Source organism: Anaerobacillus sp. ABD4_527 (assembly GCF_056160805.1).
This window is the reverse complement of record NZ_JBSWXZ010000002.1, coordinates 504,430-522,341: the sequence shown is the minus strand read 5'-3', so window position 1 is coordinate 522,341 and position 17,912 is coordinate 504,430. Positions and strand designations below refer to the sequence as shown.

8 protein-coding genes are annotated in these 17,912 nt (G+C 34.9%); all 8 read right to left on the bottom strand.

Annotated elements, in window-relative coordinates; translation table 11 throughout:
- Window positions 1-143: 143 nt before the first annotated feature.
- The 8 genes from ACXAHI_RS14770 to ACXAHI_RS14735 all read right to left on the bottom strand — a co-directional run bounded on the left by ACXAHI_RS14770 (window position 144) and on the right by ACXAHI_RS14735 (window position 17,899).
- A complete protein-coding gene (locus ACXAHI_RS14770) occupies window positions 144-1,169 on the bottom strand; it encodes an HNH endonuclease (protein ID WP_474849089.1) in 1,026 nt (341 codons plus the stop codon).
- Window positions 1,170-1,333: 164 nt separating this feature from the next.
- Entirely contained in the window at window positions 1,334-3,841 is a 2,508-nt protein-coding gene (locus ACXAHI_RS14765; RefSeq protein ID WP_474849087.1) for a DUF2357 domain-containing protein, read from the bottom strand.
- Window positions 3,816-5,858, bottom strand: a complete 2,043-nt coding sequence (locus tag ACXAHI_RS14760) for an McrB family protein (protein ID WP_474849085.1) — start codon at window positions 5,856-5,858, stop codon at window positions 3,816-3,818. Before ACXAHI_RS14760 ends, ACXAHI_RS14765 begins: the two co-directional genes overlap by 26 nt.
- 115 nt (window positions 5,859-5,973) lie before the next feature.
- Window positions 5,974-6,774 carry a hypothetical protein gene (locus ACXAHI_RS14755; protein ID WP_474849083.1) on the bottom strand — a complete coding sequence of 267 codons (801 nt, stop codon included), beginning with the start codon at window positions 6,772-6,774 and terminating at the stop codon, window positions 5,974-5,976.
- Between the two features lie 10 nt (window positions 6,775-6,784).
- Window positions 6,785-10,219: a hypothetical protein gene (locus ACXAHI_RS14750; RefSeq protein ID WP_474849081.1), complete on the bottom strand. Its 3,435-nt coding sequence runs from the start codon at window positions 10,217-10,219 to the stop codon at window positions 6,785-6,787.
- The gene (locus tag ACXAHI_RS14745) at window positions 10,216-11,094 is read right to left on the bottom strand and encodes a DUF4007 family protein (RefSeq protein ID WP_474849079.1); all 879 of its coding nucleotides are present in this window, start codon (window positions 11,092-11,094) and stop codon (window positions 10,216-10,218) included. The genes ACXAHI_RS14750 and ACXAHI_RS14745 overlap by 4 nt, the downstream gene beginning before the upstream one ends.
- An 86-nt stretch (window positions 11,095-11,180) precedes the next feature.
- Entirely contained in the window at window positions 11,181-16,319 is a 5,139-nt protein-coding gene (locus ACXAHI_RS14740; RefSeq protein ID WP_474849077.1) for an FtsK/SpoIIIE domain-containing protein, read from the bottom strand.
- Window positions 16,316-17,899, bottom strand: a complete 1,584-nt coding sequence (locus ACXAHI_RS14735) for a hypothetical protein (RefSeq protein WP_474849074.1) — start codon at window positions 17,897-17,899, stop codon at window positions 16,316-16,318. Before ACXAHI_RS14735 ends, ACXAHI_RS14740 begins: the two co-directional genes overlap by 4 nt.
- Between the last annotated feature and the right edge of the window lie 13 nt (window positions 17,900-17,912).

Genomic DNA, 17,912 nt, shown 5'->3' with positions numbered 1-17,912 from the left:
CCTGTTATTTATTTAATTTAACACTGAACTCAAGATCCCTTTAAAAATCTATTAAAGATAAACAATAAATGAAGTGCAAAATCATTTAAATTTGAAAAAAGCTCAGAGTGGGAATCCCACCTAATCCCTCAAAAGTTGTATTATTAGTAAGTTTTAACTTTTAAAACCCTTTCCCTTAACTGTTCAACAGAAAGGAATACACCTTCTTCCTTTCTATGAAGCATTGCATGACAATTCGGACAAACTGGAATAAGGTCATTCTCTGGATCTACTACATAGTCTTCTCTGACTTCATGAAGTGGTTTCAGGTGATGCACATGAATGAAATCCTTCCCTACTTCTCCATAAGTTTCTTCGAAGTCTAGCTCACATACCTTACATTTCACTCCATGCTTTTCAATACACCTTTTCCGAGCTAAGGGGTTACGCTCAAACCTGTTAACATTAATAATTTTACGCTTTCCTTCTTCTAACTCTTCAGGGACTTCATCCGGAAAGTAATTATTGGAAAGATCCTTAGTAAAGAAGGACATGACATAATCCCGAAGCTCACCCTTTAGCGTCATAGGACCCTGGACATTCCCTTTCAAGCCATGATTACGCATTTGCTCAAGAGAAAGCTCATCTGTGTCCACCTCATCTAAAAATCGAACACGAGTCCAATTGTATTGTTTTGCCTCTTCTAATTTATCTTTATCCAACCATAACATTTTATTAAAGTACACCGATTCTTTAGGTACCTTACCTTCAATAACCTCTACTTTATAACGCACCTTTCGAACATTACCGGATACATATAAGAAAAATATATCGCCATTTTCATATTTACGAGACTTTTTCCAGTCTAGTTGATCATACATGCTAAATGCTTTTTCTAAATCAAATTCACTAGGATTAGCTGGAACTAACCAAATACGGCGAGCATTTTTATGATCGCTTTCTTCAAGTTCTAACCGACGTTGGTTCGCTATTGATTCAGGAGCTTTAAATCGATATTCATTGTTCTGGTTTACATATGGAATACCATAAACATAACCACGCTCAATTGGGTCGTAGCATTTATATATTGATATGCTAAGGTGCTCTGCCAGATATCTAGCTGCTTCTTGTATACTCATTGCATCGAACAATACTTCATCATTTTTTATAATGGTTAATGGAGTAGGCACGTAGTTACCTCTTTCTTCTTAATATTTGGGTTGTCTAATACAATATTATTCTACCATTCTACCAATTATTTCAAAACACACTTAATCACGCAATCTATTATTCGACCAAAAAAGGAGCTTATCATTAAAAGATAAACTCCTCCGAACCACTTCTACAGTATTAATTATGTTTCTAACAATTTTGTTATTTCCTTAAAAACATGAGCTGGGTTCTGAGTCAGCCACTTCAATTCAATATGATTTGTTCCATTTCGATGTTCAATAACTACCAACTCATTACCTCTATCCATGCGGAGCCTTACATCTTTCATCCGATAACTAGTAATCCCACTAGCACGATCCAAATGAGTACTGTCTAACTCTGTTGAAACTTTATTTGAGAACCTCCGCAACATCCTCCAAAGCGTTACTTCTTCCTTTGTTTTCATAAATAACTCTGGAAGTTCTCTTGCATTTTCTAATGTATTGAGCGAAGTAAGCGTATAAACAGAGATTCCATACCCAACTGGGCGTATCACTTTATCTAGCATGTTCCATGCATCTACTTCAAACCGAACATATTCTTCTGAACTAGTTTTAGGAAGTTCTCTAATCTCAGATCGTTTCAAAAAGCTTACGTTCACGATCCTCCCATAACAGGTGACACCATTCTCTTTAGCTGCACCTTTTTTTGGATAGAGCGCAACATACTTTGCTTCTTGCCACCCTTTTTTAAGTTGCTTAACAGGAACATGATAAAACCGATGCTGGATATGAGCATTATAATTTTTCTCCCTAGGCACCATGCCAACTAATACTTTCTCGTCTAGAGAAGAATGCCATTCTTCTAATGAGCCACGCGGTAGAATTCCCTCTTGCTGAATTTCTTCAGGACTTTTCTCTATGAGATTTTCAATAAATTGCTCGACCAATTGCGTAGATTGAGGCAAGAATGGCAATCCACCAATGTTTACTTTATTGATACTCTTATAAAAATCGTGCTCTACATAGATCTCCTCATCAAACCATGGGAACAAGACATATGCACCGAATGCATACCGTTCATACGGCCCCTCTTCTTGCACGACAAGCGCATCACGATAACGGTGCATTGTGTTAATATCGTCTTCTAGTGGGCCTGGCGACTTATAATTCCGCTCATAGTAGCTTCCATTCACCGCAAAGTCTATTCTATATTTCGCATCAAAAATGTAATGGTACTTGTGATTCTTACCCTTCTTCTCAATCTTAAGAACCGTATCTGGCATTTGCGTTACGGTTGGCAATTTGCCGTCTTTCATTTGAAACTCTAGAATGATCTTCTCGTTCGTTAACGGATGCTTGAATTCTCTACTTGCTGACTTATCTTTCACTAGATTTACAAATAAACCATCACGATTTACTTTAATAATATCTTGTTTAACTGGTATGTACTTCTTACTCAATATCTGCCCAAGCTTCAAGAAGGTCCAGTATTCATAAAGTAGCGCAACATCTTTTACAGACATTTGATAGAACTTACCTTCAAGCGCTAATCCCCGAGATAAGATTAAGAAGATTTTATATGAATCGCGATAACTAGGTGCCATTTGCATGACTAAACTCATAACCGACCGATCTAGCTCTCCGATCTCTCTCCAAAAAAGGGTGCGGAGCTTTCTCTCTAACTCCCTTTTCATAGCATCGACTTGTCCTAATAACTCCTCATCAATCTCAACATTTCTCCAACCTGGGTCAGCAACTTTCTTCCGTAAATCGTCTAACTTGTTTAGTAGACGATTCATCATCCATTTCACAAAACGGTTTTCATGAGTGTCATACGATAGAACCTTCTTAGTGCCTATCCCTTTCGTAGGCATATACGACTTCCTACCAATCTCAATTCCATTAGGAACTTCCTGCAGGAGATGAGGTCTTTTTCGCAAGTAGCTTCTACCTCTAGAATCAACTCGTCGCAGCCGATCCCCTCGAACGTGCTCATGAATCGTCTTCAATTCATGATGAGGCTGAGTTTCAATCCGTTTAAGCGCATGAAGAAAATCTTGAAAATGCGATTGAATTAGGCGATAAAATTCAGCTAACGTAGGCTTTTCCTCTACCTTTGTCACTGCACCTACATACGTCTTTTTCACAAAATGATAAGCAAGGTTATAGACCTCATCGTTCACTTCTTTTAGTAATTTTGTATAATCTTCCTTATAATTTAGCTTTGAGGGGAAGACTTCAATCATGACTTCTACTAACTTATTATCGCCATCATAAATCTCAAATGTGGAATAACCTACTTCATTTTTAAACTGGAGGTTCCCCATTAGAATCGGATCTCTACCAGCCTGCACCATACTAACCGCTCGCCTCAACGCTGGGTGTTCATGATGAAAACGAAGAGGCTTTCCATGCTTCGAAAAAGCAACGAGTTGATAAACGACGTTTTCAAAAAATATCGGTGCATGCTCATCCTTCTCAACTAACTCACCGCGCTGAACATCAAACACTTGAACAGACTGAAGGTTTTCTGCCGTTACCTCTAGCTCCATCTTTTCATCTTGATAATAAGAGCGCTTGTGATACTGCATGAGCGTTTCATATCGCTCATGGTAAGGTTTACCTTTCAAATAAAGAGTAAGGTCGTCTGTTTCAATGACAACAAGCTCAACTTCTTCACGATTAAGTCCAGAAGGAAGTAAAGCCATCGTCACGGAACCTCCTTATCATTTCAAGAAGCTTTTGTTCTGACTTTGGATAACTAGGCTTTTCTGATCCAACCAACAGGTGATCAAGTTGGTCATCAGAAACGCGTTTACCTGAAAGTAACGTATAAAGATCTTCTAAAACATGAAGGACTCTCGCATCACTACCTGCTAGACGTGGTAGGATCTTCTGAAGCACTTGATAATCAAATGCGTTTTCGAACGACATTAAGCCTCCTTGCTCATTATAAATGCAGTAGAAACAAACCTCATCTCGTACTCGATAACCAACGTGTGCCCCAATTCGCTCTAGAATGCTGTTAATGTTGACAAGTAGGTTCGTCGCTTTATGAACAATGTCTTGATTGACTTCATAAGCATCTTTCAAATGTAAATACTCTCCACTCAGCAATTTAGTTTGAACTTTAAGCTGCTCAATCTCTTCTACCGTTTCTAAGAATGAGAAGTTATTTAAATTCACTCGATTAAACTCAATCGTATTCGCCCGATCCAATACTTTCTTACTAAAAGGATGTGTCGTCTCATCCATATTCACCGTACCTACAACAAACAAATTTTCAGGAATGCTTAAATGCTCTCCTAACGTTTCTTCAGGTAGCACAGAGGATGTTACAAGTTCCCCATTCTCCCAACGCCTGCTTTCCATTACGCTAAGAATATCACTGAAATAGTACTCGACTCGAGCGAGATTCATTTCATCTAGCAATACAAAGTAAGGTTTGTCTCTATTTTCAGATGCCTCTCTGATTACACGGGTTAAAGGTCCTTCTTGGAATTCACCCTTAATATCAACATAGCCTAATAGATCTGATCCGTCGCTCCAGTCGGGACGTACCGGTATTAACGTGAATTGGCCATTATCTTCGGTTGCTCCTACGCTTTCCGCGAACCATTGAACGATTTTTGTTTTGCCCGTTCCAGAGATTCCAGATAGGATGACGAATGGTTTTGTTTTTAGGGATAGGAAGAAGTTTTCTACTTCTTCTTTTTCGTAAAAGAAACCTTTATTGGATATGAATGAGTCGATGTGGGTGATGAGTTCTTGGTCGGTTAATTGAATCATACCTATATTTTCTCCTGTATCTTCGAAATAGGGATAAACTTCTTTAGGAAAACGTTCCTTGAATTTATTAAATAAATTAGTAGCAAAATCCTCTGTTATATTAAAAAAGTACCCTTGCTTTACGTTTCCATTACGATCGAAGGGTCCATCCTCTTCCAACCTCCATTCCTCAGGGACTTCTGCCTTGGAAATGGGAGGCGATAAGTCATAATAATCTACTGAAGTATAATACCCTTCTTTCTCCCACATGCCATTAGAAATTGATTCAGGTTGAACCTGCTCTATTGTAGGCTCGCGAACTATGGCAACATTCTTTACTTCTCCTGATGAATAAGTAAACACAGGATCCTCAACCTTAGCTTCTAACAAATCAACATGATGCTTAAGTGGTCTACCTTGTTTACTTTGTTTAGGTGCCCAAAGGAATTCACCTTCCTTCTCTGAGCGGTGAGACTGACCTTGGTTAACCCACCAATATGTATAACTATAGTTTCTAATTAGTGTCAATTCATATTTAAAAGGCTCATCTGTTTGATAAAATTCTATATATTCCGCATCGGCATCAGGGACATGAGCTAATTGTGTTTTATCACGTTTTCTCATTTCAGCAAGTATATTATAGGAATAACTAAAAGCATTTTTTAATAGTTTTTTCAACTCTTTGTTATTATCATAGCGTAGTTGTAGTGAATTAGAGTTATAATCTCTCTTATTAATATTTCTTAATGTTGCAGAATACTCATTTTTATCTATTAACAATAAAACATCTTGCTTTTCACCACGATTAACAGAAATGTTTTGGTTAGCTCTTTCAAATTCGCCATGAAACCCTTGAGGTATAGCTGAACCAAAATCAAATATTGACCAATCCACCTTTTTCCTGCCAATTAATTTAACAGATTCTCCATTATTGTCCCAGGTTCTTATCCTCTTCATATAAACCATCCTCGGTAATTATTCTAATCATCTCATTTGGTATTATTAATTCATTCCTAGATTAAATTAATTATAAATATAGCGACTATATAAAATATAGTCGCTACTAAACTGTTTAAGAAAACGAACAAACACAAGGGACAGTATCATCTTGCTTCTTCAAGAATTTCTCTAATCCTTCTTCATCCATTTGCAATCGATATTCTTTTAAAGTATACGGCTTTCCATCTTTCTTTAAGATAGAAACGTTCTTCTCAAAGTGTTCTCTGAAATCCTCTTCCATTTGCTCTTGCTCCGCATATCGATCTGGCCAGATTTTGTATAGTTGAGCGTAGTGTTGAAACCCACCTCTTACGCAACGCCCAGCACAGTTAGCATGAGAGAAACCTAACTCATACATTCGTGGAAGCTTGATACCCCATTCGTTTTCAATGATTCCTTTAACATCGACATCATCCTGAAAAGTTTCAATCATAGGGAACCTTGTTTCGATCGGTTCGATAGGATTGTGCTCATAAAAATCTCTTAAGTTATCTGCTCGATGCTTTTCATGTGGGCCAATACCAAAGTAGAGGATAGGCTCTAGATTCTCTTCGTCTCTGAGTTCTTCTAAGAATAAAATAGTCTGCCTAACCTTCAATTCTTCTGAACACTTTGCCATTCGAGAATTACCAAGGAATCTAACATCATAGAATACTTCTTCTGGAGTTCTGCCATCGACTCTCTCTGTTATATCGATTCCAATGTATTCAGCTATTTCATCCATGAATCGGTAGTTATCTTCGTCTTCCCAAAGTGTGTTTGTAAAGAACAACACGCAATTTTCTTTTCCATGTGTTTGTACCATTTTGTATGCTACGTAAGCACTTGCTGCTCCTCCACTAAACATAGCTACATGGACAGGTTTTCTTTCCATTATCTCACCCTCAATCAACAAACTCTTCTATTAGAGTATAGAGTAAATACTCTATCTCTTCTTTTGGAACGGTTCTTCCGCCATTTTTTATCATTCTGTGCACATTTTTATAAATTGTTTTAGATTTAGTAGATAGTTCTTTCTTGTTAATAGCAATTTCTTTTCCATTCACACCAAGCGTAATATAGTCTCCTGTATCGTCCTTTTGGTAGAGGCTCTTTAGTTCCTTATTAATGTGCTCGAAGAACATATTGAACGTAGTATCAGACCATTGTTCAATAGGGACTCCAACTATATTGTAACCAAGATCTTCCACGAATGTCTCGTAATCTGCTTTTAGCAAGTTTTTGACAAGTATATTATTTTTTTGCGCTATACTTGGCTGATTTGATGCCCATACTTTAAGCTTTGCGATGTCTTCCATATCGAGCTTTACGAATATCTCAATAAGGATAGTTTCTTTTTGTTTTGTTAAGAACCCTTCTAAATTACGTTTTTGAACTCTGAGACCTTCGATATTATTCGAATAACTTTGGTAGAGTTCTTCGATAAATTGTTGTGGGTTTATCTCACTCTGCCTAACTTTATCTTTGAAGTATAAAGTACTTTCATTCATCTCATTAGAAGTCTGAGTATAACGTGGAAGGCTTCTCAACCAGCCTAGCAATGCACTACTTAACTGTATAGGTCTAGGCTTATTTCTAACTTGATCGCTGACATACTGCCCAAACAGAGATTCTACTTGGTCAAAGAATTCAGAGTACTTATCATCGAAATGATAGAAGTGATACTCGTATTCCTCTGCATCATCAATCATAGTGAAAAAGGCTTGACCATCGATGCCTGAGACGAACATATCATTTCTAAAGAACATTAAATTATCCCATTTGTCTCTCAATAATGTAATTAAAAGTATTGGAATGACTGGTTTTCTGATTCCATAAGGAGCATCTTCTAGAATCTTAACAATATCTCTTAATTTCCCAACAGGGTTCTCTTGAACAAACGAGAGTAACTTCTGTCTAATTTCATCCATTATTACAGAATTGATATTCTCTAAATTGCTTACATTTATTCCATTGTTCTTAATAATAGTAGCGAATATTAAATAGTCAGGACCATTCCCCTCTATTCCTATCAGAGGCTTATCATAGTCATTGATGACGTGATCAATAACTTTATATCCTGCCTTTAATTGCACACTATTAATTTTTCTTCTGTTGAATGAATCATTTCTTACTTCTGGAGTATGAGGATATATCTTATACATTAAATCTGAAAGCTTTTTCTCAAGAACGATTTCATTAGAAATAATAATCTCTTGATTTTGATTGAACCACTTAAGAGAATCATGGAAGGTTAGGAATTGATTTAAGAACCTACTTATTTCAAACGAAACATCTTCTTCTTTTACCTTGAGTTCTTCTAAGATGTTCGAATCTTGTTTTAAGAATTCTTCATCATCTTGAAGACCTTTTATCACTTTATATGCTTTCAATGAATGATCTATACTATCGTATGTTGTGTCCATCAAACAGAAGAAAGAATGGCAGTCATTTGAGTTCTTTATTATTTTATAGACTTCTTCATAATGCTCTGTGTCTTCGAGCAATATATAATTTACTAATGCATCAGAGTTTTTATCTCTTCTAACTCGTGTGCTGTTAAAATCACCGGTTATAACCTCACCACTAAGTACGAAGTTAACTGATGCAAATCTCGTCATGCTTTTATCATCGTTATAGGTATTTGCTAAATAAAATCTCTTTGTTAAATGCTTTTCAAGAATGTTCACATTTTGTTTTCTATTATTAGATGATACTTCAATTTTTTCTTCAATAAGTTTATCCAAGTCGAGCGAACTACCTTCATGTAATTCCCAGTATCCTAGGATTCGATTATACCTGATCCCTTTCGCACTGCTTAACAAATCTAGAGTGGTAGTGATCTCCTCTTCACTTATATCTAAGGCAAAGGATAAGAACTCAGTCGTTAATTTGAATTTAGATTGTAATCCAGCTAATTTCCAAAGTGTTATTAACTTCAATACGTTAACAGCATCATCATTCAATTGAGGAAGTTTAGCTAGCAATCGTTTGTATAACTTGATGACTGGTGAGAACTCTTCTGAAAACTCATTTACCTCTAGTGAATTAAAGAAGTAGTCAAATAATTGATGTGGTAAATAAAAGTCATTAGACAAGTTAATATGCTGCAATAACCCACCGTTTTCAGAGCTTTCTAAGAAGGTAAATAACGTACGTTCATTCTGAGCAAAGATATTAGATAGTAATGGTAATAGGTATAAAGTTACTGGATGCATCGGGTAATTACCCTTTAGTACAAGCTCTTCAACTTCCACTTGATTCAAGTTCTTGAACATTGGGTATTTACGTAGCATCGTCTTCATGTAGTCTAGTCGTTCAGTATTTATAGAAGAGTTACGAAAATCTTCTAATACTTTCTCAGCAATACGCACAAATGTATTCTCATCACTATTAATATGGTAAGTTCTAAACCTTTTTTCAATTCTTTGAAATTCATTTTGGTATTCATCTGAAAACCTTAAGAAATATTGTCTTAAGTTCTTATGAGTGATAAACAATAAGTTTAATGAGCCAGAGAAATCGTCCGATAGCTCTGCAATATCCTGGAGATCCTGCATAGTTCGATGAATCTCATTCATATTCAAGCTCTGTAGAAACCTACCGAATTCATCGTAAACAATGAATAATCCCATATCCAATTTATCCAGTTCTATAAGAACATGTCTAACTTGTTCTATGAAATCCTCATTATACTCAACGACAAATTGAGCACCAGAAGTCAAAATAGGAAAAATCTCCTTGAACCAAGCGATTTCCTTCTTATCTTGATTAAGGATGTTAACCTTCCACACTTCTATTTCTTTATTATCTTCCTTTAGAAGCTTCTTGAAAGCTCGATACGTTTTGGGAAATTCTTTTTCCCAAAGTTCGATTGTTTCAAATATCTTACTCACAATACCTGGAACTACTATTTCTAAATCATTATCTTTTATGGTTCTCATAATCGCCGAAATGATAGCTTGGCGAAAACCACCTTCATTTCCGTTAAGAATAACTGGTAAGTACTTCTTATCACCTTTATTAACTTCTGTAAGCTCGTTGAAGATCTGATCATCTACATTCTTAAACTTGTTCTGTAGAAATAGAAATGTATCTTCATCAATAGTGTCAGATACAATACCTCCCACAATAGTTCCTAACATCGATTTACCTGTACCATAAGGTCCAATGATGATATGAGAATGTTTGTTCATGGAATTATTAAATCCAGTGAGCAAGCCTAATAATGACTCGGCATGTGAAGGTGTAGGCAGATATCTATTGATTATTTCGTCTTTACCTATATCGAATTTTATATTTACACTAGATTTAAAATTATTCTTTGAAGTTAGTGTCATACTAAAGCCTCCAACTTACGCTTATATTCAAATTCAAGAAACTCTAACGACTGAATATCAGGTAAATGGATAGTATCAAGATTATTAGTACGAACAAACCTCAATGGAAACTTCGGATGATTCGCAAGTTCACTTAACGCATCTATAATTTCACTTCTACTCATGTTGAAAACCTTACCCCATAATCCATTCTCATTAGTAATTTCAGAGACTGAAATTGAATCTATCTCTTTCCTATCTCTATAGTCCAATAAAACATACATTAGCGTAGCCATTCCTATGTTTTCTTTACGAGGCTGCTTTTTATATACATAGCCTTTTTTATCTGCTAGTAATTCTAACTTATTTAAAGGACTTTGAATGACCTCTTCCGGATCATCTGTATTCTGTCCTGCTGTGTATAACCTTACTAAACAATCTACATCTCTCTTTAATGACTTCTCTGATATGTTTTTCTCTTCATGAATATCCACCCAATTAGAGAAAAGGTTTAGCAAATTATCTTTAGTAGTCATAGTCTCATTACATTCGTTAAAGAACCAATACCACATCGTGCTTGGCTCTTTCTCTTTAGACAGCATATAGTGAAGAATTGAAGCTGTGTCATTAAATTGAACAAATTTATCGTATTTATTTATCAGTTCTCCTAATGGAGTTAATTTATGAACTTTTTTCCTGTTTTCACTAAACTCTTCTTTTACAACCCCTGTAGCCACTAACCAAAACTTAAGAGATTGTACCATGTTTTTTCCTAATCCTATCTTCTCAAATGCAAATTTATCATAAAAGAACCTATCATCGTCTTTTAAAGGCTTTATCGCCTTGCTAAGCCAACGGTCTCTAAGATAAAAGCTTTGATGTTGACCATAACCCATTAGTATCAGCCTTCCAATTGCCTTGTTATTTTAACTGGAGAATGTTCTCCAGCAGTAATTGTGAAGAATATAAAGCATCTAGATTGTTATCTAGATGCATCATATTCAATCACTTTTGATTTAAAGTGCTTTAAGATAGCTCTCTTCACATCGGGAGTGAGGAATGGACTTTTACCTCGGATTACCTTTTGACTAGCTGTTTTAGCCAAAAAGTCTCCTTTTCCTCCAAGATACTCTGCCCCTGACTCTCCTAATATTACAGAAGAAGCTGTTGAATCTGTTGCTCTAAGGGCAAGCCTTGCGCCCAGGTTGTTTCTTATATTTGTGTTGATAATATCTGATTTAGGATTCTGAGTACAAATGATTAAATGAAGGCCTGCAGCTCTAGCCTTTTGACCTAATCTTAGAATCGCATTTTCTACCTCATTAGCAATTTCTTTTTCTTGACTCATGAAGTCTGCAAATTCATCGAAGACAATAACAATCCTAGGAATCTTCTCATTTGTTATTTCGATATATTCATCCAAATTACTTGCAAGCTCTTGTTTGAAGAGGTTATACCTTCTCTCCATCTCATCAACCATAAGATTGAGTGTCGTAACTGCCGTATCGATATCCGTTACAACACTTCTTGTATGTGGTAAATCTTCATAGATAGAGAACTCAACCTGTTTTGGATCAATAAATAAAAATTGCAATTGAGACGGATCATAAAAACACATGGTCCCTAGAATAATAGAATTCAATGTCACACTCTTTCCACTTCCTGTTGTACCTCCTGTTAGTAAGTGAGGCGTTGAAGGATCAGAAAGATCAATACTTATGACATCGTTTAGAGGATCAAACCCCATAGGAGCGATTAGGTTAGACTTATTAACCTTATGACCAACCTGCTCCCTAGCTATCTTCATGAACTCTTCAAAGAAAATAGTATCGGGTTCTTCTCTAACGATATCAATATTCAATCCATTTTTATCAATAAACATATGAGGCTCTTGATCTAGACCTAACCAGATTTGGATATCCTTTCTCCTTTTCAATACCTTATCAATATTGAGGGAAGAAGGTAAACTTAACGTTAATCTTATAACACTTGAGCCGACAATAACTTTGTTCACCCTAACATTTAAGTTATTCCTATTAAAGTGAGACTCAAGGGTAGAAACGTATTTTTTCTTTAATTCCGAGTGGTCAGTAGAAGTATCTACTTCTTTCTTAGGTAGATCGGTCAGTGCTATGACTTCAGGATATATTTCAGTATTAGGATTTAATGGAGTTACCGGTTCTTCTGGTTCTGTTGGTTCTACTGGACTAACCTCTGTTACCCCTTCAGTAAAATCATCACCATTACCTCCATCGCTTACACCACTTGATTCACCGGTATTAGAACCAAGACCTTGACCTACATCTTGGCCCTCACCTGAATCTTTTGCACCTTCATTATCGTCTTCATGACTATCTGACCCATTTCTATTTTCCCTATCATTGTTGTCCGTGTCTTTAATCGTATCAGAAAACGAAGATGTACTATCTTCGAGCTCTGTGTAATCCGGTTCGTTGATAGATTCTACACCTAACGCTTTTAGTATATATGCTCTATTGAAAATGTAGTTTTTATATTCACCTTCGATGTTATCTAGATAGACATCGTCTTCTACTTTTTCAAACTCGTTATTATAGAGATTAGACGTATAACAATAAGCATCTATTGAAGTTTGGATATTTACGTTTATTTGATCGATTGAAGCATTTTGAAGCTTCTTTAATAAATGAGCTTCTTGTGGTGGATAAGCTTCTCGTTCAATAAAGTAATGTACCAATTCGTCTCTCCAGAATTCTGCGTCAACTTTCTGTTGATTGAAATCAAATAAATTCTGGTAAAGATTCTTTCCTGCCGTAATTTGCTTTATTGCATCATATCTTTCTCTTTCAAAGATAGATTGATTAACGAATTTCAATTCTAACAGTTCGAAATTTAAATTCAGCTTTCCATCTTCTTCGTAAATGGTTGTTAATACGAGATCTGGTCTTCTTTTATTCTTACTAAACCAAGGGAGCTCATCGCATACTGACCAAACTTGCAACGCATCACTCTTAGAAGATCTAAACTGATGACTCAGATAAGTTGCAACTAGTTCATGAGAATATTTCCCAGGTCCAATCGCTTTAAGAACTAATGCACCTGAAATAGATTTCACATTTTTAACTGTATCTTTAATTTTATCTTTTGTTATATTATCGTTTTTCAGTATGAGCGATAATTTCTTTTTCAACCGATCGTAATATTCATAATCATGCTTATCAGAATTTAATTTCTTAATATATTCTGAGGATGAAACAATTAGCTTAAAGTTTTTATTTGCCCCAGCTTTTGATTTATACTGTATGATCTGTGCTTTAGAAGAAGCTTTCTCTAATAACGATTTATCAAGATAACGATCCATAAATAATATCCAATTGAAATTTTCGTGCATATAGTCTATTAATTCGCTATCCGTAAAGTTTGATAGAGAAACTTTGTTCTTCAATACATAAAGCTCATCATCTTCTAACATCTCTTTTTTCTGGTAGATGTACTGTAATTGGTAGAAATACTTTAAGGTATCAGGTAGGTCTTCACTCACATAAGAAATTCTTTTCATCTGTTCAGTTTCAAGTAAAGGCTCTTTGTATACCACACCAAACCAATCTTCAGTTTGTTTCACATCTATTTTGTCGAACTCGTATTTAATCTGATTACTTTGACCGAAATAATCAGCTAATACTACCAAGTCAGCATCAATCATATGATTGTTTATTTGAGTGGATATTTCATTAATGCTGTTACCTGGTATTACTTTAACCTCAACTGTTGGAAATTTACCAAACTTATTCGGCTTAGTATATTCTTCTTTTTGTTTGATCCATTGATTAATTCGTTGATGAACAGTTGCTGCTTGAGTTGAATGAACTGTTATCTTTAATTTTTGTAATTGCTTATTCTTACTGAATAACATATCGATTGATTTCGTAATAATATCAGCACTCTGGCAATACAAAAATAAAATATCTAGTCCGTCTTTAGCATACGGATAAACCTCAAAGTAGCTTTTCACACTTCTAACGAGCTCATCTGATAATTCATGAGAGAGGTAATCCATATTTTCAGATCGTTTAGAATTTAATATAAATTGACCTTCTCCTAATATTTCATTCACTTCTATTAAGAATGAATCGTCTCCATCGCTAGAGAAATATCGAGGAGCCAACTGCATTGTATTTTCTTTAACGTATTCTAAATAATCTTCAACGTTAGTTACTTCAAGCTTTTCCTCTGAAGCCATCTCAATCCATTTTTCCAACTGATCATTTAATGAATTATATCTAAGAACATAACTTACTAAGCGAATAGGATTAAAGATAGTGATCAATCTTTCGTTACTATAACCAGATTGCCCTTTATTAACATCTAAATCATCTATAGAACCAATGTTATTAATAAAACGATATATATCCCCTGCTATTACAACTGAGGAATTCACTCCTGATAATAAATGCATTAACTCTTTATTGAATTCATTTATATCAAGACTGAATACCCCTTGCTTAACAATACTTTTAAGTGAACTCGAATATCTTTCAAGGAAGTCAGAAAAGCGATCATAATGCTCTTTTACTCCTTGATCATTCATTGCTAAGTATCCTTGTATTCGGTTTAATACCAATTGTTTTACATCTACAATTTCTACCTCTTCTTCTTGATAGTTCTTAATATGAGGTATGTGGTCTTCAAGAATAGCATCTGTCATAGACAAAAGCTTAAGATCACTAAAGCCATTAACCTTAAAAGTTTCTTGTGCTATCTCTTCTCCATCCTTTACTAGAGATAACTTAAAAGCTACACCTTCATCTCCTGCAGACTCATCAACGGATAGTGCCTCTATGTTTTTATTATTGAATTTGATCAACGAAACGACATTAGTAAAATTCTTTAAATAGATATCTAGAATGTTCTTTAGGCGCGAAGTAACCTTTGTAGTTCGAATGTTTAACGACAGATAAGTATTCGGTGTTACTACATTCATATTATCTTCTAACATTGTAAAAGATTCATAATAAAGAGCACTAATTAAATCACGATAGTCTTTAGGGTGTCGAAGCTTTTCAATCCTTCTATTGAGTGTTTTTACTAGACCCGATGTACTAGCTAGTTCTCCTTCATACTCTTCCACAAACTCTTGCATCGCGTCAGGATTTTGGTTTTTTTCTATTTCATTGATACCTTCTTCAATTGCATCGAGTTTTTCTTTTGAAGGCTCAACATCAGCAAGTAAAGCTTCTCTTATTTTTTCAGGGAGCTTAGTTGTTACTCTAAAATTGAATACAGATTCAATAAGATTAAATTCGTATTTTAAGAGCTTTTGATTCTTGTGGTTAAGAAATTCTATAACTTCTATTTCAAAGTCAGTAGGATTTATTTCTTCCCACACTTCATTAGTAAAGTTGTTTTTTTCTTCAGCTTCTATAAATGTATATAGATTATTTTGAAGTTTTTCAGTGTCTAAATCACCGTTGTTTTTTTGTAAGTTTGCTAATAAGAAATTAGACTTTAACCGTTTCAAGCCCTTCTTTCCTAAGATTAAGCTTGTATCTTTAAAGAGATTTAACTCAGGTAAGTTTGTTTGAATCTTCTCTACAATAGAAGGAGATTCTTGATTAAGTATGTTATTAAGGAAATGTAATATAAACCTTAACTGTGGTTCCGTTAAAGTGTTATACATATTGAAGAATTCTTTAATGCTTTCTATTTCTTCAGCAGCAAGATTATATTCATTAGAAAGTAAAGAATATAAACTCTGCAAACCAACATCAGATAATAGATAGGCCTCGTCGATCGAGAATAGATTTTCTAAACTTTGAGCTTCAGGTGTTAACTCATTAATTATAATGACTAATGCATTTCCAGGGAAAGTATAGTTACGCAACCATGTACTCGTTTCAATCGGTCTTAATTTAAATTCATCAAAGCCTTCTTCTGGCTTAATCGTCCTTATTTTTGGAGTATAATACTCTTCAAGATTAGGAGATTGTTCTTTCAGTTCCTTAAGGACTGCTTTAACATTCTCACCAGTTAAACCATTCACCTTTATGAATAGCTTATCTGTATTGCCTTGTTTTTCATTTTTAAAATGATCTAATAGTATATTAGATATCCATTTACCTAATATTTCATTATATGAAGTCATTCTACCACCTGCCTAGCTGGTTCATATGGATTTCTAATCATAGCCGTCGCATCTGAGTATTCAATCAATATTCCGTTATGTCTTAATTTTTCTCTAAGAGAATATTCATTCGCCTGAAAATAACTCACATTAAGTTTGGAGTCTTCATATATACCATTTTCCTTTGCCTGAACTTCCCCAATGATAAAACCGTACTTATCATAAAGTAACTCAAGGAAAACATTGTACTCCATCTGTGTACCTGGATCTAGATTTGCGAAAACTATTGTTTGAAGAAAAGCGTCAGACATAAAGTATCTATATTTACTTCCTCTTCGAAAGCCTCCAAAACCACCATCTCTAGCAAGTCCTCTTACGATGCTTAACTGATGTCTTTTTAATTGATCAGATACAATTTCTTTTACAACTGTAAATAACCTTGTCATGACTTCATCGTATGAAGAACACTTACTTATTACTTTAGTAATTTTGTTTTTCCTTACTTTAGATAAACGAGTTAATCCTAATATATTTATGAGTTCTTCTGGATTTTCTTTCCAATCAGGCAAATTACTTGTTACATATTCTTCTGAGTACATTTTCTCTTTAAAAGTTTGTTCAAAGAAATGTTCGAACTTGTTTTTGATTAACAACTCGTTTTCACTAAAAGATCTAGCTGACAACTTTTGAATTGGCCCAACTTGTGCGTCTAAACAGTCAAAGAAGAAAGTCACATTATCCCCCTCATGGACAATCGCACGTCTAAGCATGTATCTACCAAGTTGAAATGTTATTAAGCTAGTCATCAATTCAAACAGTTCATAAATATCGATGTTCATATTAATTAGTCGATCGAATTCTTGAGCAAATTCTTCATAGAGAGGGTCATTTGTAACCGGTAAATATGGATATTCTTTTGTATCTCCTGATTTCACCAAAGGATAATAATCTTTTCTTTCTTCCCTTATTTCACTAAGGTTTGAAGAAATCTTACTCACAATATTTTCTATTGCTTTATTTTTCCCGAGTAACTCTTTTAACCTAGTTTGTATATTATCTCTTAATTCCGGATTATTTTCTGTTCCGTAAGAGAGCATCAGAAAATAAAGCTCTCCCCCTCGCGCAAAAAAGTTACGTTCATAGCTATACGATTTCTCGTTATTCTTGTTTAGTGTTCTTATTTCAAAAAACAATAATGATTCATGAAGTGGGTATAATGTTTTCGCATACCATGATCGGTTAGCTGACTTTCCTGTACCATCCATCAAAGGAATCTCTAAATTCCTGAAAAAATCTCTTATAACATGAAGTTCATCTTTGTTTTCTACTAGATTATAAAGAGATTCTTTCTGTTCATTTGATAGATTTACAACTCCTGATTTTGCCCCTTCTTTATCTCCTTCAAAGATAAATTGTCTTAAACCAGTCGACCTTACTCTATAGTAATTTTTCGCAGAGAAATCGTAATCTGTCCCTTTTAACACATTTAGAAACTCCATTACATATTCGGGTCCTTTTTGACCGTCTTTAAACCTATGTCCCCATATTTGAGCGGACAGTTGTGTTGAAAACTCTTCAACACTCGCTTTGTTTGCCGCCATAGATAAACCTCCC